Source organism: Anatilimnocola floriformis (genome assembly GCF_024256385.1).
GTDB lineage: Bacteria > Planctomycetota > Planctomycetia > Pirellulales > Pirellulaceae > Anatilimnocola > Anatilimnocola floriformis.
On record NZ_JAMLFW010000001.1, the window covers coordinates 4,210,196 to 4,228,651 of the forward strand.

15 protein-coding genes, 1 tRNA gene and 1 pseudogene are annotated in these 18,456 nt (G+C 58.7%); 11 read left to right on the forward strand and 6 right to left on the reverse strand.

Annotated features, from left to right (window positions below):
• The first annotated feature begins 19 nt into the window (after positions 1-19).
• Complete coding sequence (locus M9Q49_RS16205; protein WP_254509846.1) at positions 20-577, forward strand: heavy-metal-associated domain-containing protein; 558 nt, start codon at positions 20-22, stop codon at positions 575-577.
• Between the two features lie 6 nt (positions 578-583).
• Here the strand turns inward: M9Q49_RS16205 and M9Q49_RS16210 are convergent, their stop codons facing one another.
• Positions 584-1,807: a HEAT repeat domain-containing protein gene (locus tag M9Q49_RS16210; protein ID WP_254509847.1), complete on the reverse strand. Its 1,224-nt coding sequence runs from the start codon at positions 1,805-1,807 to the stop codon at positions 584-586.
• A 239-nt stretch (positions 1,808-2,046) separates the two neighbouring features.
• On the opposite strand from M9Q49_RS16210, the gene M9Q49_RS16215 reads away from it, so the two are divergent.
• From M9Q49_RS16215 to larA, 3 genes are all read left to right on the forward strand, one after another.
• Entirely contained in the window at positions 2,047-2,238 is a 192-nt protein-coding gene (locus M9Q49_RS16215; protein WP_254509848.1) for a DUF6800 family protein, read from the forward strand.
• Positions 2,239-2,284: 46 nt separating this feature from the next.
• The gene (locus M9Q49_RS16220) at positions 2,285-2,467 is read left to right on the forward strand and encodes a hypothetical protein (protein ID WP_254509849.1); all 183 of its coding nucleotides are present in this window, start codon (positions 2,285-2,287) and stop codon (positions 2,465-2,467) included.
• A gap of 73 nt (positions 2,468-2,540) precedes the next feature.
• Complete coding sequence (larA, locus tag M9Q49_RS16225) at positions 2,541-3,857, forward strand: nickel-dependent lactate racemase (protein ID WP_254509850.1); 1,317 nt, start codon at positions 2,541-2,543, stop codon at positions 3,855-3,857.
• A 191-nt stretch (positions 3,858-4,048) separates the two neighbouring features.
• On the opposite strand, the gene M9Q49_RS16230 is transcribed toward larA, so the two are convergent.
• Entirely contained in the window at positions 4,049-5,134 is a 1,086-nt protein-coding gene (locus M9Q49_RS16230; protein WP_254509851.1) for a hypothetical protein, read from the reverse strand.
• Positions 5,135-5,434: 300 nt separating this feature from the next.
• On the opposite strand from M9Q49_RS16230, the gene M9Q49_RS16235 reads away from it, so the two are divergent.
• Positions 5,435-6,043 carry a superoxide dismutase gene (locus M9Q49_RS16235; RefSeq protein ID WP_254509852.1) on the forward strand — a complete coding sequence of 203 codons (609 nt, stop codon included), beginning with the start codon at positions 5,435-5,437 and terminating at the stop codon, positions 6,041-6,043.
• Positions 6,044-6,196: 153 nt separating this feature from the next.
• A complete protein-coding gene (locus M9Q49_RS16240; RefSeq protein WP_254509853.1) occupies positions 6,197-8,626 on the forward strand; it encodes an ATP-binding protein in 2,430 nt (809 codons plus the stop codon).
• 36 nt (positions 8,627-8,662) lie between these two features.
• Here the strand turns inward: M9Q49_RS16240 and M9Q49_RS16245 are convergent, their stop codons facing one another.
• The 4 genes and pseudogenes from M9Q49_RS16245 to M9Q49_RS36070 form a co-directional block, all read right to left on the reverse strand.
• Entirely contained in the window at positions 8,663-9,922 is a 1,260-nt protein-coding gene (locus M9Q49_RS16245) for a lysophospholipid acyltransferase family protein (protein WP_254509854.1), read from the reverse strand.
• A 34-nt stretch (positions 9,923-9,956) separates the two neighbouring features.
• Entirely contained in the window at positions 9,957-10,940 is a 984-nt protein-coding gene (galE, locus tag M9Q49_RS16250; protein WP_254509855.1) for a UDP-glucose 4-epimerase GalE, read from the reverse strand.
• Complete coding sequence (locus tag M9Q49_RS16255; RefSeq protein WP_254509856.1) at positions 10,937-11,491, reverse strand: PDDEXK nuclease domain-containing protein; 555 nt, start codon at positions 11,489-11,491, stop codon at positions 10,937-10,939. The genes galE and M9Q49_RS16255 overlap by 4 nt, the downstream gene beginning before the upstream one ends.
• Positions 11,492-11,530: 39 nt before the next feature.
• Positions 11,531-12,172 (reverse strand): annotated as a pseudogene (locus tag M9Q49_RS36070) (DUF1016 N-terminal domain-containing protein); the annotation flags it as partial.
• Between the two features lie 212 nt (positions 12,173-12,384).
• Here M9Q49_RS36070 and xerD point away from each other — a divergent pair.
• From xerD to M9Q49_RS16280, 5 genes are all read left to right on the forward strand, one after another.
• Positions 12,385-13,326 (forward strand): site-specific tyrosine recombinase XerD, encoded by a 942-nt coding sequence (gene xerD / locus M9Q49_RS16260; RefSeq protein ID WP_254509857.1) that lies wholly within the window; start codon positions 12,385-12,387, stop codon positions 13,324-13,326.
• A gap of 130 nt (positions 13,327-13,456) precedes the next feature.
• Positions 13,457-15,895, forward strand: a complete 2,439-nt coding sequence (locus M9Q49_RS16265) for a DUF4159 domain-containing protein (protein WP_254509858.1) — start codon at positions 13,457-13,459, stop codon at positions 15,893-15,895.
• A 94-nt stretch (positions 15,896-15,989) separates the two neighbouring features.
• Positions 15,990-17,630, forward strand: a complete 1,641-nt coding sequence (locus tag M9Q49_RS16270; protein WP_254509859.1) for a HEAT repeat domain-containing protein — start codon at positions 15,990-15,992, stop codon at positions 17,628-17,630.
• A gap of 3 nt (positions 17,631-17,633) precedes the next feature.
• Positions 17,634-18,011, forward strand: coding sequence for a hypothetical protein (locus tag M9Q49_RS16275; protein WP_254509860.1), 378 nt, complete (start codon positions 17,634-17,636; stop codon positions 18,009-18,011).
• Positions 18,012-18,125: 114 nt separating this feature from the next.
• Positions 18,126-18,198 (forward strand) — tRNA-Glu (locus tag M9Q49_RS16280).
• Positions 18,199-18,456 lie beyond the last annotated feature (258 nt).

Here is an 18,456-nt window from a genome sequence, read left to right on the forward strand (position 1 = left end):
ACGGGTACAGGAACGCGTTATGCTGAAGAATTTGATTTTTGTTGTGATTTGCCTTGTAGCCGGCGGTTTGCGTGCGCAAGAACCATCTGCTGAAACCGCCACGATCAAACTTCGCGTCACCGGCCTTTTCTCTCCCGAGCGCGAGCAAGATTTGCGTGAGGTGATGCTGCTAATCCCCGATGCTACGCTCAAAAGCATCGACTACGGCGCTGCCGAAGCGGTGTTTGAGTACGACCCCAAAAAATCGTTCGACAAAGCCAAGCCCGACAAAATTCCGGAACGGCTCGACAACGCCGTTCGCACTCATTCGCATTCCACCTTCGGCATTAAACCGCTCAGCGCAACGCCGGCGGACAAACTGCAAACCGTTGAAATCGGCGTGCTCGGTCTCGATTGCAAAGGTTGCGCGCTAGCTGCTTACGAATCGGTCGCGCGCATCGAAGGAGTCATGCAAGCGACGGCGAACTTCAAGGCGGGTTTGGTGACGGCCAAATTCGATCCAGAAAAAACGAACAAGGCAGCCCTCGAAGAAGCACTTACGCGCGCCCGCGTCGATCTGAAGAAGCCCGCGCCGTAGCCCTTCTTACTGGCGTCGTTCGAGGGCCGCGGGTTTGACCACGGCTTGCTTCTCCTGGGCGTACCAGAATTGCCAGGCTTGTGAATTGAAGCCGAAGTTCACACCGCTGCCGGCCAATTGGGCCAGGCCGTCGAGCACGTGTTGATTTTGCACGCGATAGACGTAAGTCTTCGGGCCTTCATTCGAACGAAAGTTGGTGCCACCCGTGCCGTTACTGCTGCTGCTGAACGATTGACTGTAGGTGTCGCCCGCGCCGCGGCCGGTAGAGCCGACCGTTTGCGTGTGCGTGGTGACGAGGGCGGCAATCAGCGGCGCGATGGCAGTGCGATCACCCAGACGGCCGAGAGCGATGCCGGCTCGATTGATGGTGACGTTGTTGGTGTCTTTCAACGCCCGGATGTAACCATCGGCGATGTGCGGTGGATTGGCTTTGACGATCTTGTCGAGGCAGTAATGAAAAATCTCCTCGTCGGCGTCGCTCAGCGAGATACTGACGAGCGCCCGTTCCGCGGCTGAGTTATTCATCTCGGCGAGCACGTCGGCAAACAGCATCTTGATGCGGCGGTTCTTGTCTTCCTTCATCACCGTGACGAGCGGGCCGATCGCGACGGGATCGTGAATGTCGGACAAGTACTCGGCTGCTTCCCGAGCCTTGGCCATGATGTCCAGCTCTCTTCGCCAACGACGGATCTTGCCGAGCCATTCTTTTTCTTCAAGCTCGCGCTTGGCCGAGATTTCAAGGAGTTCAATCTCCTGAATCGTCCGCCATCGGCCTTTGTAAAGCTCGTAGCCGTCCTGCCGCCTGGTCTCAGCGTGCTTCACCCATTTACCGTCCAGTAAGACGTAACCCATCGCGCGGCGGGCGCCGGCATGCTTTTCGTCCAGATCGAGAACCCGCGCTACGTGCAAGTTGCGCTCGGCAGTCAGTTGCTGCACCTTGCACCACTCGGCCAGTTTCCACTGATCCGCAGCCGTATCGGCAAATGTTGGCAGCAGCCGCTGATACTCGGCCAGCGCGGGGCGTTGCTGCGAAGCCTGCCGGACTTGCGTCAGTTGCAGCGAAACGACCAAGCCCGCGCCCGTGCGGACGCGGTAATGCGTCAGCGGTAGTTCGTCGCGGTTCAGCCATTCCCCTTCGACCACGCCGCCCGACTCGAGGGCAAAGACGTCGAGCGCCAGCGACGAAGCAGGGTCAGCCAGCGCAACCGTGAAGGCGCCACAAAGGAGCATCGTGCGTGACCAGCATGGCATTAAACTGCGCATGCCTCTCAATATACGAGCGCGGATTCAGCGGCGGCAAGTGTTTCGCCAGGTTCCACGATTCGGTGCTCGCGGGCGAAATCTCAAGAATCGCCTGCCAAACCGGAGGATTTCCCTCGTTGACGCCCCCGCGGCGGTCTGGTAGAAAATTGGATTCGCTAATAGCCGAAAATTGTCTCTAAACGTATACACTCCAGAAGGTTGAACGCATGGGCGGGATCATTCATCGGATGAAGGAATTGCGGCAACGCCGTAAGCGCAAGAAGAAGCTGGCCGTTTTCAAGCGGAAGGCCGTGAAGGCCAGCGCTTCGGAAAAAGCCGTCATCGCGAACAAACTTCGCCGCATGACCGCCGGCGCCGAAGTGATCATTGCTGCTATGGGTCTGGAAGAGAAGCGCTAATCTGCCGCAGCCGTTAAGGCTACTTGGCATTTTTGAGGACTGAAAGATGGCCCATTCGGCACACCACGACGAACACGCTGGCGACAAGCACTTTGACGACCACGAGAGCCAGCAGCACCTGGATGAAGATAGCGAAGCCTGGAACGGCGTAACTGGGCTCCTGCTCTTCATCGTGACCATCGGCCTGGCGCTGGCCTCGCTGACGCTGTTTTTGTCGCGCAATCCGTAGCGATTCCCCGTAGGCCGGAACAAGCCCTGCGCAGTTCCGGCAAGATTGGCAAGGGAACGTCGATGCGCCGTTCATGCCGGAACTGCGCGGAGTACCGCTGGTTCCGGCCTACGATCAAATGCGCATCAAGCTCGAATACGGCCGAACGGGATTGATGGCCGAGCTGCCAGCCGAGCGCGTCGTTCGCACGCTGCATTACAAAGACGCGCCGCCGCTCCCTGATCCGGCGGCCTCTTTGGACGAAGTTCTTCGTCAACCAAATGGCACGCCGCCCCTGGCCGAGTTAGCCCGCGGCAAGCAATCGTGCTGCATCGCCATTTGCGATATCACGCGGCCTGTTCCTAACGAAATGATCCTGCGGCCGTTGCTGCAAACGCTCGAAGCGACCGGCATCGCGCGCGATCAAATCACCATTCTGGTTGCTACTGGTTTGCACCGCGAAAGTACGCCGGCCGAAATCATCGAAATGGTCGGCAGTGAGATTGCCGCCAGCTATCGCGTTGAGAATCATCACGGCGAAGTGCGCGACGAACACACTTACCTCGGCGACAGCCCCCGCGGCGTGCCGATCTGGATCGACAGTCGCTACCTGGCTGCCGACCTGAAGATCACCATCGGCTTGATCGAGCCGCACTTCATGGCCGGCTACTCAGGCGGCCGCAAGTTGATCTGTCCCGGCCTCGCCGCGCTCGAAACGGTGAAGGTCTGGCACAGCCCGGCATTTCTGGAGCATCCTCGCGCCGAAAGTGGTTCGCTCCTTGGCAATCCGGTGCATGAAGAAAACACTTGGATCGCCCTGCAGGCCGGTTGCGACTTCATCGTCAATGTCGTGATCGACGCTCAAAGGCGGCCGTTGAAATTTGTTGCTGGCGACATGCTCGCGGCGTTCGAAGAAGGTGTCGCGTTCTGCAGCCAGGTCGTCCGCGATTATCTGGCCGAACCGGTCGATATCGTCGTCACCAGCGGCGCGGGTTATCCGCTCGATACCACGTTCTATCAAGCCGTCAAAGGAATGAACGCGGCCCTTTCGATCATCAAGCCCGGCGGCACGATCATTCTGTGCGCGAGCATGAGCGAAGGAATCGGCAGCCCGCCGTTTCAGCGGCTGTTTCGCGAGAACGACACTCTCGAAGGGTTTATGCATCGCATCACGCATGAAGGTTACTTCGTGATGGATCAATGGCAGCTCGAAGAGCTCGCCAAGGTCCGCCGCAAGGCTCGGGTGAAAGTCATTACCGACGGTCTGTCGGCGGAAGTGCTGCACGGGCTGTTCGTCGAATCGGCTCCGTCGATTGAACAAGCCGTGGCCGATTCTCTGGCTGAGTATGGCCCGGCTGCCAAAGTTGCGGTCATTCCCAAGGGGCCTTACGTTCTCGCCCAACTGGCTTAGGTTGCCGCGTTAGCGGGGCCGTCGCGGCCCCATCGGCACATCCCAGAATTCAAAGATCGTAAATGGTCGCATGGACTCGATTTGCGTTGGACTTCCCGGCCGCGTGTAATCCCAGGCTTGTGTCCAGTTGTAAGTGAGTTCTACCGACTGTCGCTGGACGACACTCAAGTAACCAAACCCGGGTAAATTCGTCAGCAGATCCAGATCGGATGCGCGAAGCGAAGCGAAGCCCGGCCAAGTCCTGACGCGATGAGGTACGCGTCCACGGTCACACCACGGGCCAGCAACTGATCGATAACGCGCTGGTAACCGGGCACAAAGTAGAACTCAACCTCGAACCGTCCCTCGGCATCAACCCGGGTGGTACTCATCCCTTCGGGCGCAATCAGCTGCGGCTGTCCCGGTGTGTCGCCGCCGGCGTCAATCAGATCCTGATAGTATTCGAAGTAGCGGTTGGCGAATTCCACCATCGGTGCCAATCGTGCATCCGTCTGCCAAGGAATGGTCGGCAGGTCGACGTCTTGATCGGCGCCCAAATCGAGTTCCATGTTGCCCGTCGCCGAGAACTCGCCGAAGCCGGTCGAAATGTGGCCGAAGTAGTTGGTACCAAATGCATACCGAGAATAAATATCTTCCCCCGCGCCCATCCGCACCACACCGTTGCCATGAACGGTAGCCGCCGCTTGGAATTGGTCCCTGTCGTCACCGGTATCGACGGAGAGGTCACCCAGAATATCGAGCGAAGTTATCGGATTGGGATAATAGTCGCGGGCGATGTTTCCGTCGCCATAATTCGGCCAGGGGCCACGCAACTGCACAAGGTCGTCGCCAGCGCCCATCTTGATTGTGAGTCGAGGAACATTGGTGGCGGTAATAATAAGCGAGTCATCGCCGTCCCCCAAATCAATGTCGATCGAGGTCACGCCCGTAAAAGTCGGGATCGGATCGGGCGTCAGTGTACCCACCACGAGAAGAAAGCCGTTCGGAGTCGACTCAACGGTAAAAGTACCGTCGCCACCACCAATAAAGACGGCGTCCTTCCCCGACCCGCCGCGAATCTTCAATACACCGTCGACGACCTTGGCGTCGACTTCGGTGTTCGGCTGGATCACTAGAATCGGACCAGCGATTTCACCTGCTGGTTGCGAGCGGTGCGGTCCCATTGGCGCTCGTGGTCCGGATGTTGGCCGCGACGCCAGCAGATCATCGGCCACCGCCATCAGCTCGCGGCGTTCCAGGGCTTCGACGGTGGGGCGAAAGGTTCGTCGAGGAGACATAGCCGGCTCGGGAGAGGTCGAGTGATAACAATCGCGTTAGGCACTCTAGTCTATCCGGAGGGGCTGTATGGTCAAAGCAGATTGTCGAACCTGCCTGCTTTCGGCGTGAAGATGCCGCGCAAAACGCTGGTTCGGATTGCAGCCATAATCCTGCCCAATTGCTGGCGCGCACCCCGTTCGTTATGCTGCGCGTAGCAACTGGGGTCGGTAGCAGACACTTAATTTGCGAGGGATTTTCGCTCATTTTCGGGCGGAACGAAGTCTCTCGCGCGTGACATTTTTCCTGGTAGGAGAACCGCAATGGCTTACACACTTCCCGCTCTTCCGTATGCGTACAACGCACTCGAGCCGCACATTGATGCCCGCACGATGGAAATCCATCACACCAAGCATCACCAGGCCTACATCAACAACGTGAACACGGCCATCGCCGGCACCGACCTGGAAAAGCTGACGGTCGAACAACTGATCGCCGACCTGAACAAGGTTCCAGAAAACATCCGCGCCACCGTCCGCAACAACGGCGGCGGCCATGCCAATCACAGCCTATTCTGGACGGTGATGGGCCCAGGCGCTGGCGGCGAACCGACCGGTGATCTGGCCGCGGCCATCAACGCCGCCTCGGGTAGCTTTGCTCAATTCAAGGAAGCCTTTGCCAAGGCCGGCGCCACACGCTTCGGCAGCGGCTGGGCTTGGTTGAACGTCGTCGGCGGCAAACTGGTTGTCGAAAGCACCGCCAATCAAGACAGCCCGCTGATGGAAGGCAAAACGCCGATCCTCGGCCTCGACGTGTGGGAACACGCCTACTACCTCAACTATCAGAATCGCCGCCCGGATTACATCGGCGCGTTCTGGAACGTCGTGAACTGGGGCGAAGTCGCCAAGCGTTTCGCTGCTGCGACCAAGTAAGTCGTCGATCGCTCCAGCGATCGATGAATGCGGGTGATAACTTGGCGGGGCTCGTGAAAACGTCGCCCCGCTTTTTCATGCGCACGCGTCACGGCTACAATAGTCAACCTTGTCGCTTCTCCGCCGAATCTGCCTCTCTGAATTGGTTTCGCCATGCAAGACTTCGAAAAGCTGGGCGTCTTCTATCTCGGTAAGCAATACGATCTGGATCAGCGAAAAACTCGCGAGGATTTGCTCCTCTACGATTCCAAAGATCTCACGACCCACGGCGTGATCGTCGGCATGACCGGCAGCGGCAAAACAGGCCTCGGCGTCGCCCTGCTCGAAGAAGCCGCCATCGACGGCATTCCAGCGATCGTGATCGACCCCAAGGGCGACCTCGGCAACTTGCTGCTGACGTTTCCACAGCTGAAGGGAAGTGATTTTTCGCCGTGGATCGAACAATCGGAAGCCGTTCGTGCGGGCATGAAGCTCGATGAGCTCGCGGCGAAAACGGCGGAACGCTGGAAGAGCGGCCTCGCCGAATGGGGACAAACGCCCGATCGCATTCAGCGTTTTCGTGATGCAGTGGATATCGCGGTTTACACTCCCGGCAGCAGCGCTGGCATTCCGCTAACCGTGCTCCGTTCGCTCGATGCACCGCCGCAATCGACCATTCAAAACGCCGAAGCCTTTCGTGATGCGATCTCCGCCGCAGCCGCGAGTTTGCTTGGTTTGATGGGGCTCGAAGGAGATCCGCTCCGCAGCCGGGAGCACATTTTGCTGGCCAACATTCTCGATCGCGCCTGGCGCGAGGGCCAGAACATCGACATGCCGACGCTGATGCGGCACATTCAGCAACCGGCCTTCGACAAAGTCGGCGTGATGGACCTCGAAAGCTTCTTCCCGGCGAAGGAGCGGTTTGAGCTCTCGATGCAACTCAACAACCTGCTCGCCTCGCCCGGCTTCAGCGCGTGGATGACCGGCGAACCGCTCGATATTCAACGCCTGCTCTACACGCCCGAAGGGAAGCCGCGGCTGTCGATTCTCTCGATCTCGCATCTCTCCGACGCCGAGCGGATGTTCTTCGTCACGATCCTGCTCAGCGAAACAATCGCTTGGATGCGTAATCAGTCGGGCACATCGAGCCTTCGCGCGCTCCTCTACATGGACGAAGTTTTCGGCTACTTCCCGCCGAGCCGCAATCCGCCGTCGAAGACGCCGATGCTCACGCTGCTGAAACAAGCCCGCGCATTCGGCCTCGGTGTGGTGCTCGCAACGCAGAATCCCGTCGACCTCGATTACAAAGGCCTCGCCAACTGCGGCACTTGGTTCCTCGGCCGTTTGCAGACCGAGCGCGACAAGCTCCGCGTGCTCGACGGCCTGGAAGGAGCGTCGGCAACTGCAGGTCAAGCGTTCGATCGCGGCGAGATGGAAAAGATTCTCTCGGGCCTTGGCAACCGCGTGTTCCTGATGAACAACGTGCACGATGATGGACCGGTGGTCTTTCAAACACGTTGGGCACTCTCGTACTTGCGCGGGCCGCTGACGCGCGAACAAACGTCGCAGCTGATGGCCGAGAAAAAAGCTGCTGCCGCCGGAGACATTAACGCTTCGGCCGCGCGAGCGACCGCGCTGCTGGGGCTCGCCAATCAACAGCGAGCCGTTTTGCCGCCGGAAGTCATAGAGCGTTTTCAGCCTCGGCGAAAGAGTCGCGGGCCGAATGTCGGACTCAGTTATCGCCCACTCCTCGTCGGCACTGCCAAGATTCATTTCACGCAAACAGCAACTGCCATCGATCATACGCAATCGCTCACGTTCGCAGTGCCGCTCGATGATTCCTTGCCGGATGAGCCTTGGAGTGAAGTCGAGCCGCTTGAGGATGAAACTCTCGAACTCGAAAGTACGCCTGAGGACAACGCGCAGTATGCGTCGCTCCCCGCCGAACTTACCCGGCCGAAGCAATACACCACGCTGGCGAATGGATTGAAGGATTTCCTCTACCGCAACCGTCGGCTGCAGTGCTGGAAGTGTGCCGCTCTCAAGCAAACCTCGCAAGCCGGCGAAACCGAAGCCGATTTCCGTGTGCGACTGTCGCAAGGCGCCCGCGAGCAGCGCGATCTGCTCGTGGAGAAGTTGCGAGCCAAGTACGCCCCGAAAATCGCCTCGATTCAGGAGCAAATCCGCAAAGCCCAACAGCGAGTGGAAAAGGAAAAGTCGCAAGCCTCAGCGACGCAGTTGAACGCCGCACTCTCCATCGGCACTTCGCTCCTCGGCGCACTCTTCGGCCGCAAGCTGGCGAGTTCCGCCAACATCACTCGGGCCGCCAGCGGCATGCGAGCGGCTTCCAAGATCGCCAAGGAACGCCAGGACATCGGCCAAGCCAATGAAACGGTCGAATCCTACAACGAGCGCCTCGCGCAACTCGAAGAAGAGTTTAAAACCGAGTCGGAAAAAGTCGCCTCGCAAATGGACGGCGACGCGCTCGAGCTCGCCGAAATTCAAATCGCGCCGAAGAAGACCGATATCGTCATCGGTCAGGTGATGCTTGTTTGGCAGCCATTTCTCGTCAAAGCCGACGGCACGACCGAACTGGCGACTTAGAAAAAGCGGATAGCATCGATTGCTGCGCAAGCGGGGCTATCCGTTTTTTTCTACCGGCGGGAAAATCGCTGCCGCCGTTTGTTCATCCACCAGCGGCGATTCAAGCGAGAGCTTGTCCATCATTCCTTGCAAACTCTGTTGAATTTGCAACATCAGCGGGTCAATCGGCGCTTTGCGGTCGCGCTCGGGCGAAACTTCGATCGCCGGCGCAACTTGCATGATCACCTTGAGCTTGCCGTGCACTCGGCAGCGATCGGTCAGATCTTCTTCGAACTTTTCGATGGTCTCGAGCACGCGATCGACGCTCAGACGCGTCGTTAGATACTCCGGCGGATAGCTCGACAGCTGCTGCGCCAGATACAAATCGGCCAGGTCTCGCCAACGGCGTTGTTTCTCGGCGGCGTCGATTTTTCCGGCGACCATGTCCGGCAGAATCTTTGTCCGGAGCGTGCGCACGCGCGGCACGGTCGTTCCTTCTTGGGCCGCGCCGAGCCAGCGTTCTTCCAGCGGTTTCAGCAGGCGGTCGATGAGTTTCTGCAACCGTTCTGCGAGTGTGCCGGTCTGCGTTTGGCCGAAGTATTCGATTTCTTTCAGGCTCAGCAGCCCCATGCCAACCTTGGCAACGCGCGACAACAAATCAAGTTGCCGCTGCGGCTGCCAAGAGAGGCGATGTTCGATGCTGGTCAGCACTTCATCGGCAGTTTTCGCCAAGTTGCCGCGATAGAGATACTTCATGCCGATGGGATGGACGACGACTTTGCCCGCTGGCTCGGTTTTACTTCGCTTCTTGGCCGCCGCCCGCGCAATGAAGGCCACGCCATCGAGCAGCGCATGCAAATAGTCAGCCGTGCGGCTCGTGGCCCCTTCGGGAAAAATCACCAGCGGTCGTTTGCCCGCGGCGAGTAGATCGACGGCAACGTTGATGGCCTGGCGATCGACTCCCTCGCGATTGACGCTGAAGGCACCCATTAAGCGAATGATTTGCGTCTTGACCCAGCCATGCTGGAATAGGTGCCAGCTGGCCATCGCATACAAGTGGCAACCGGCCGCTCGCGAAAGCAGCCCCAGAGCCACCGGATCTGCCGTGCGCGGATGATTGGGCGTTAGCAGCACCGCGTGGCCGGTGGCCATCGATTCCTTCAGCAGTTCGACGCCGCGAACTTCAGAATCGTCAACGCCTTCGGTCCACCGCAGCAGCATGTCGGGCCAGCGAATCGCCTGTAGCAGCGAGGGGAACAGCGGGTTGTGATAGGCCGGAACAAACTGGTACGGCCTTTCGACGATGATCTTCTGCATGGTGGCGGATTGCGGCGAAGTAGAACCGCCTCGATCAGCCGCCGTATCCCTGCGGATGCGCGCGATGCCAGTTCCAGGCGGAAGTCACAATGGTGCGCAGATCAGAATAACAACATTGCCAGCCGAGTGTGCGCTGGGCCAGCGAGGAATCGGCGACGAGCGCCGGCGGATCACCAGGCCGGCGCGGACCGATTGCGGCAGGAATCGCATGGCCCGTGACTTCGCGGCACATATCGATCACCTCGCGCACGCTATAGCCCACGCCGCTGCCAAGGTTCAGCTTCAAGCCTTTTCCTGGTTGCAACTGATTCAAAGCCTTCAGATGTGCACTGCCGAGATCATCGACATGAATGTAATCGCGAATGCATGTGCCATCGAGCGTGGGATAGTCATCACCAAAGATACTGATCTTTTCCCGCTGACCGAGGGCCACCTGTAGCACGATGGGGATCAGATGCGACTCGGGCCGGTGGTCTTCGCCGATCACGCCATCGGCAGAAGCACCAGAGGCATTGAAATAACGCAATGCGGCAAAGCCAATTCCATACGCAGCGGCGAAATCCGTGAGCAGATGTTCGACAGCGAGTTTGCTGTAGCCATACGGATTGATCGGATGCTGCGGCGTGGTTTCGGCAATCGGCGATTTCTCCGGCTCGCCATAAGTGGCCGTCGTGCTCGAAAACACAATCTTCGTCACGCCCGCATCGCGCATGGCTTGCAGCAACCGCAAGCTGCCGACGACATTGTTCTCATAATACAAATTGGGATCGGTCACCGATTCGCCGACGAGGGCAAACGCGGCGAAGTGCATCACGGCGTCGATTTGCTTCTCGCGCATCGTCCGCGCGAGTAACTCGCGATCGCTCAAGTGCCCCTGCACCAGCGGCAGATCGAGCACCGCTGCCGCATGGCCCCGTTCCAGGTTGTCGTACACCACGACGCGATGCCCCTCGCGCGTGAGAAGCCGCGCCGCATGCGAACCGACATAACCAGCGCCACCGGTAACCAGAATATTCACTTACTACCTCTTTTGAGTTCGATTCTTCGTCTTGTTTGTTCGACTGTCGCGACCAATGCTGCTTCGTCGGGAAGCGTCGTGCGATACTCGGCGGCAACGATTTTGTTCGGCAGGCCTTCGAGCGCGTATTTCACCAAGGTCTCACCCTTGGAAGCGCAAAGAATGATTCCTACGGGCGCGTTCTCGCCTTCAACGACCCAATGCTCGCGCGCGTAATTCAAATACAAATGCATTTGCCCGGCATCGGCGTGCGTGAATTTGCCAAGCTTCAGATCAATGATCACCAAACTGCGAAGTCGGCGATGAAAAAATAGCAGATCAATGCGATACCACTCGTCGTCGATTCGCAACCGCCGTTGCCGCCCCACAAACGTGAAATCACCGCCGAGTTCCATCAGGAACGCTTCGATGTTCTGAATGAGCGCGGCTTCCAAATCGCTTTCGGAGTATTCGTCCTTCAGGTCGAGGAACTCCAGCAGATATGGATCCTTGATCGCTTCATCGGCAGTGAACACGTCTTTAGGAAGGGGCTGCTGCCCTTTCGTCAGCATCGCAGACTTGTTTCGAGAAAGTAGCGTCCTCTCGTAGAACTGCGAATCGATTTGTCGCTCCAGTTGTCGGACCGACCAACCGCCGCGAATTGCTTCGGCTTCATAAAAGCGGCGGCCCTCGGCATTTTGAACTGACAGGAGGCGAACGTAGTGGGACCACGGAAGAGGAAAACTTGCGGCGATTTTTCGCAGGTTTGAGGGCTGCACAAAAATTGCAGACGGTGTCCGCAATTTCTTGCTGGAGATTTCCGATTTGCCAGCGTTGGTTGGCGCAGTGAATTCGACAGACACTGTCTGTTGAATTTCGCAGTTGCCTTCTGATGGAGTTATGGATTCAACAGACAGTGTCTGTTGAATCGGCCAAGCCAGAAAAAAACGCCGCATATTTCTTAAATTGATGCGAGAATAACCGCGGCCGAAATGCGAGGTGAGATCGACAGCAAGATGGTCGATCAATTGTTCTCCGTAGTCGGCCCGCCGCTCTCCTGCCTGCTCGCATTCCACAATTCGTCGGCCGATCTCCCAATACGTCGCCGTCATCAATGCATTGACGGTTCGAGCCGTAGCGCGACGCGAGTTCTCTAAAAGCTGTACGAGATCCGAAAGCACGGCATCGTAGCTAACCGCGCTAAGGTCTTTTTGTGCGGACAGTTTATTTCGAATTGCTCGCTTCTTTGCCATTTCATTCTGCGGATTAAAAGCGATTCGCCGTCTATCCTGTTCGTGCGTTCCAGCTTACCCGAACTGTGCCGATTCTGTTTCGATCGCCGACAACAAGAATACACCGCGATGCCTCGGCGTGCTTGGGCGGAAAACCCGCATCAAACGCAAGCTTTGCGCCGACAAAGTCTGCGCAATTCGATACCGCGATATTCACTTTTACCCGCACATTCATGCCCCCCCGCAAGCCACTTAAGGTTGTTCACGCCGCGCCGGCCGCGGGTGGGCAGACGGCCCGCTGGGTCGCGCTGTGCCTGGATTATCTCCGTACCGAATGTCATCTCGCGCCCAACAGCCTGGCGGCTTACACGCGAGATTTGAAGCGGTTGCAAACCTGGCTGGGCGAGCGGGCACTCACAAGTTTGACGGTGCGCGACCTGAGCAATTACATCGCTTGGTTGCAGCAACAGAAGCTTGCGCCGGCGAGCGTCGGGCGGCACATGGCGGCGCTGAAGGTCTTCTTTCGCTTTCTGCAGGTCGAAGGAGTCCTCAAAGAGAACCCCGCCGAACTGCTGGCCACGCAAAAGAAATGGCAGCACATTCCCGATGTGTTGTCTACGAATGTCGTGAAAGAACTCGTCGCCGCGCCGCAGCCCTACGATCCCTACTATCGGCGCGATCGGGCGTTACTTGAGTTGTTGTATGCCACCGGCTGCCGCGTGTCGGAAGTTTCGGCGTTGCCGATGCGCGACTTGCATCTGGACGAGCGTCATTGCCTGGTGCAGGGCAAAGGTAGCAAACAGCGACTCGTGCCGCTGGGCGATGCGGCGATCGCCGCTCTCAAGGATTATCTGCAGCTCGAACGGCCTGAGTTGGCCGCGGCTGCCAAGTCGCCGCCGCCGTGGGTTTTGCTTTCGCGCCGCGGCAAACGATTGCGGCGCGAGGCAATTTGGGAACTGGTGAAGCGTTACGTCGCTCGCGTCGGCGGGCCCGGCTCTGCAAGTCCGCACACGATGCGGCATTCATTCGCCACGCACTTGCTCTCTGGCGGCGCCGATCTCAGGCAAGTGCAGGAATTGCTAGGCCATGCGAGCATTGCGACCACTCAGATCTATACACATGTCGATCAAACGCGGTTGAAGAAAGTCCATCAGCAGTACCACCCGCGCGCATGAGTTTTACGCCGCATTCGCCGCGGCGAACGCCAATAAACTCGCCACTTTTGGCAAATACGTCCTTCCTCAATTTCCCCACAGGGTAGAATAGACATCGGCACGCAGGGGTTACGGAAGGAGAACGATCCGCATGCCACGCCAGATGTCCGGAAAAACTGTTCTGACGGCAGTCCTTGTCGTCATCGTTGCGCTACTGCCGCGCACGAGCAACGCCCAACCCGGCATGGAGCTGCACAAGGAAGTCACCGCCGAAACAGTCAACAACGCCATTCGCTACGGCGTGGGTTATTTGCATAGCAAGCAAAAGCCCGATGGCAGTTGGGCAGATTTTGAAAGCCCTTTCGCGCAGCCTGGCGCGATCACCGCGCTCATCACCCTGGCTCTGCTCAATTGCGGCGAAAAAATCGACGAGCCGCACGTCAAGGCAGCGCTTGAGTATCTCGAAAAGTCCAAGCCGCCTGGCTCGACCTACGCCACGTCGCTACACATCATGGCGATGTGCCAAGCCGATCCGCAGCGCTACAAACTGAAAATTGCCAGCCTCGCACTGTGGCTCGAAGCGCACCAGGTGAAGGGGGAGGGCCCGCAGCGCGGCGGTTGGTCTTATACGCCGACGACCGGTCTTTCGGATAACTCGAACACGCAGTTTGCCATGCTCGCCATGCATGAAGCCGAGCGTGTGGGAGTGAAAATCTCCGATCAAACCTGGCAACTCGCCAAGGAATATTGGCTGAAAAACGCGGTCTACGATAAGGGTCGCGGCGCCTGGGGCTATCACAATGGCGTGTCGGGCAGCATGACTTGTGCAGCCGTCGCATCGTTGATAATCGCCGAAGATCGTCTCGCGAATATGGAGGCTCGCGTCGTTGGCGAGCAGGTTCAATGCTGTGGCATCGAACCGGGCGACGACGAAATCAGTCGCGGCATCGATTGGCTCGGCCGCAATTTCACCGTCCGAACCAATCCTGGCGACGATGGCCAATCTCATAACTGGCAGCTGTATTATTTGTATGCGATGGAGCGCGTCGGACGCATGTCAGGCCGGCGGTTCTTTTTCGGCAAGCCGCAACTGAATCCCAACACCGGCGCCTTCACCACGCCGCGCTACGACTGGTATCGCGAAGGCTGCGAAATTCTCCTCGGCCAGCAAGATGCCTTCACGCGATTCTGGTCGGGACTGCAACTCGAACGCGATCCTCTCATTGCCACGCCGCTGGCCCTGTTGTTTCTGGCGAAGGGGCGTCGTCCGGTCGTCATCGCGCGGCTGCAAACACCGAATTCAAATAGCGATTGGAACCATCATCGCCGCAGCATGCAGAATCTGGTCGGCCGCGTCGAACGCCAATGGAAGGTCGATTTGTCTTGGCAAACCTACGAGCTGAAAGATGCCACCGTGGCTGATCTGCTTGAGGCGCCGGTCCTTTTTCTGAGCGGCACGCAGGCGGTGAATTTCACCGACGCGCAGAAAAAAGTTCTCAAGGACTATGTCAATCAGGGCGGTTTCCTCTTCATCGAAGCCTGCGACGGCAATGGCTGCAATGGATCAGCCTTCGATCAATCGATCCGGCAGATGCTGAAGGAGATGTTTCCTGAAAGCCCGCTCCGAAAGCTCCCTCCAGATCACGCGGTCTGGCATGCTCAGCAGCCTGTGATGCCGCAAAACTTGCCGCAGGATTCCGAATTCTGGCTGTGGGGCCTCGATTCGTGTTGCCGCACCGGCGTGGTCTATTGCCCGAAGAGTCTGTCTTGTTATTGGGAGCTCGCGCATCCGTATCGCGAGTCGAATTATCCGCAGAAGGTCAAGGATCAGATCGAGCAGGTCTCGCGCATCGGTGGCAATGTGCTGGCCTATGCGACCAACCGACAGCTGAAGCAAAAGCTCGACAAACCTCAAATCGCCCTCGGCAACCTCAACGCGAAAACGCCTCGCGGCGCACTGACGCTGCCGAAGCTGAGCCACAACGGCGGCGCCGATGACGCGCCGAATGCGCTGCAAAACCTGCTGACCTTCCTGGATAAGCGGATGGAAATGAAGGTCGATTACGAACGCCGACCGCCGATTGCGGCCAACGAGCCGAAGCTGCTCGATTACCCGCTATTGTTTGCGCACGGCCGGCAGGCATTTCAATGGACTCAGACCGAGCGTCGGGCCTTGAAAACGTATCTCGATCGAGGCGGCTTTCTGTTCGCCGATGCCATTTGTGCGAGCGAAGAGTTTTCCTATGCGTTCAAGGCCGAAATTCTCGCGATGTATCCCAACGGCAAGTTCTATCGCTTGCCGCCAAATCATTCGATTTTCACCGAGGAATTTCACGGCTTCAATCTGAACGCCGTGCAACTGCGCGATCCCAAGACCCGCAATCCAAATGATCCGCTGCAAACCGATATGCGAACCACCACGCCTTATCTCGAGGCGTTTGAAGTCGACGAGCGGATCGCCGTCATTCTTTCACCCTACGACCTGAGCTGTGCGCTGGAGAAAGGCGCCTCGCTCGAATGCAAGGGTTACGTGACCGCCGACGCGGCGCGGATTGGCGCGAACATCATTCTGTACGCTCTGCAGCAGTAACGATTGTGCCGGTTGTGCCGGGCGAGCGGGAAGCCGCTTTCTGCGACTGTCCGCGAATGCGCGACGTATCTTTCCAGCAGAAAGAGGTCTTTGCATGGCGGGCATTGCGGACACATTGCAGCTCTTGGCGGAAACCGCAAACGAAGCGGCCGTTCCGGTGCTCGTTGCTGCGCTGAAGACGCCTGACCGTCGCCGGCCTAAACAAGCTCTACAGGCCCTGTTGCATCGTGCCGATCCTGCAGCCGAGATGGAAGTGCTCGCTCGCTGGCATCAATGGCCCGAACCCATGCGGCGACTCGTCGCGGACAAGCCCGGCTGGCTTTCAGGAGTGATTCACACGGCCCTCGCCGGCCGTCTGGATTCTGCTGCCGCCGAAGAACTATTCCGCAACGCCTGCGCAGCCGCTCTGGCCACGCGCGACTACGATCAAATTCCTGCGCTGGCGACGGCTGCCGCGGATGTGAAGAATAAGATCCGCGCGCAACCTGCCGAAACGACACTGTTGCTGGCCGAAATGCTGTTCGAGGAATTGCACGCGCCCCGCGATTATCGGGTCCGACGTGATCCCCAATTGCAGCGGGCCAATCTCCTTCCCAGCCTCGAACGGATGGCTGACACCGTTGATCAACATCAGCGATTGGAACTGATCGAAGCGCTGCTGCTGCTCGCGGAGCGCGATACGGCGACGATCAAACGCATTCTGCAAAGCCCACGCGATCCAAGCTTTCCGGCGCTGACACAAGTCCTGCGGCAGAGTTCCCGTCCCGGCGTCATCCGGTTGCTGCTCAGCTATCTCGATGATCCGCATGCGCCGCGGGCAGCGCTCGAAACACTGGCCAAACGCCGCGATCTGCAATTCATCCGCCAACTGCTCCGTAAGGTCGGCAATCAGCCGCCGAATGTCGTGCGCAGCAATCTGCATCGCATCGAAGAAGTGAATTGGCTCAGCGACGCGAGTGCCGTTTTCGGCTCGCTCGCCGAAGGAGAACAGGCCGCAGCGATTCAGTTGGTCATCGAAGCCAACTTGGTTCCCTCGCAGGCACTGCAGATTCTCTCGCTCGGTTTGCAGGATGGCAGCCCCGAAGGTCGCCGCGCTGCCGCCACCGGCCTCGTCCGCTTTGCCGGCGCCGAAGCCGATGAAATCGCCTGGCAAGCGCTCGATGACGAAGACCCTATCGTCCGCGCACAAGCCGTCACGCGCATGGGCAAGCACGCCACACCGACCGTCATCCCTCGGCTGCTTGGCATGCTCGACAGCTCCCATCAACTCGAGCGCGAAGCCGCCCAGGCTTGTCTCGACGAATACAACTTCGAACGCTACTTGCTGGCCTACGACACGATGGCGCCGGAAACGCGGCACGCGACTGGCCTGCTCGTGAAAAAGGTCGATGCCACGTTGATCTCGCAGCTAACTACCGAACTGCAAGCGCCAGTTCGCGCTCGCCGCGCGCGAGCCATCGAAATCGCGATCATGCTCGAGTTGATTCCCGATTTGTTCGACGCCCTGTCGCCGCTGCTCGGTGACGAAGATCAATACACACGACTCGACGCCGTCCGCGCACTCGCCACCTGCGAGCTTCCCGAATCGCAACAAGCACTCCGCCGGGCCATGCTCGATCATTCGCCGCTGGTCAGCCAAGCCGCCGAGGCAGGTCTCGCGCGGTTTCAAGCCAGCCACGAAGAACCGCCGATCAAGCCAGCCGAGCCACTGGTGGATATCGAGAAGGAAGGTTAAGCCATGGAACTTCTCGCCGGCGCCGTCAGCCAAAAGACTTCGTCCGTTTCGCTCTACTACATGCACCTGCCGCTGCACTGGGTCGGCCTGGGCATGCTCGTCGCCATCGTCGGTGCCTGGCTAGTTTTTCGTTGGCGCAGCGCGCGGCTCAAGCGTTTGAACTCACCGCGACAACTGCTGCGATCGCTGTTTCGCTTGCACGAAATGGGTTGGTCCGAGCGACAACTGCTCCTCACCTCGGCCCGCCGTCAAAAGGTGAAAGACCCGGCGCGGTACTTCTTGGAATCAGAGCTCTGGCGGCAAGCCATCGAAGCCGAACGCTCGGCGTCGAACCGCCAACGCCTGGCGCAACTGCAGCTAAAAGTGCTGGGTAGTTGCTAACCTGCGGCCATTTGCTTTGGCTGTCGGTATCGCGAGTGGGTTGACAATTCGCCATCGCCATCGCAAGATAATGGTCTGTCCTGACGGCGGTACGCCCGCCTATTTTCACTGCACGCCCCCATCGTCTAGTGGCCCAGGACCCCGGGTTCTCAGTCCGGTAACAGGGGTTCGAATCCCCTTGGGGGTACTCTGCAACACGGTGCAACTCAGCATCGTGTTTTGCTTTATCTGACAACGACTTACGGCCAGCGGGTTCACCGCTGGCCGTTTGCGTTGAGTTGCACGGTAAGTCGCCATTATGTGCCGTTTCGACTGCCAAGCACTGGCGTTTTCGCTGGCGTTTTTCGGGGTCGCTTTCGACGACTTTCGTCGCCGATTCATAGGTCGGCAAAGCACTTACAGCCGCGCGAAGGTCGGCAATCCGCGTGTGACCGTAGCGACCAAT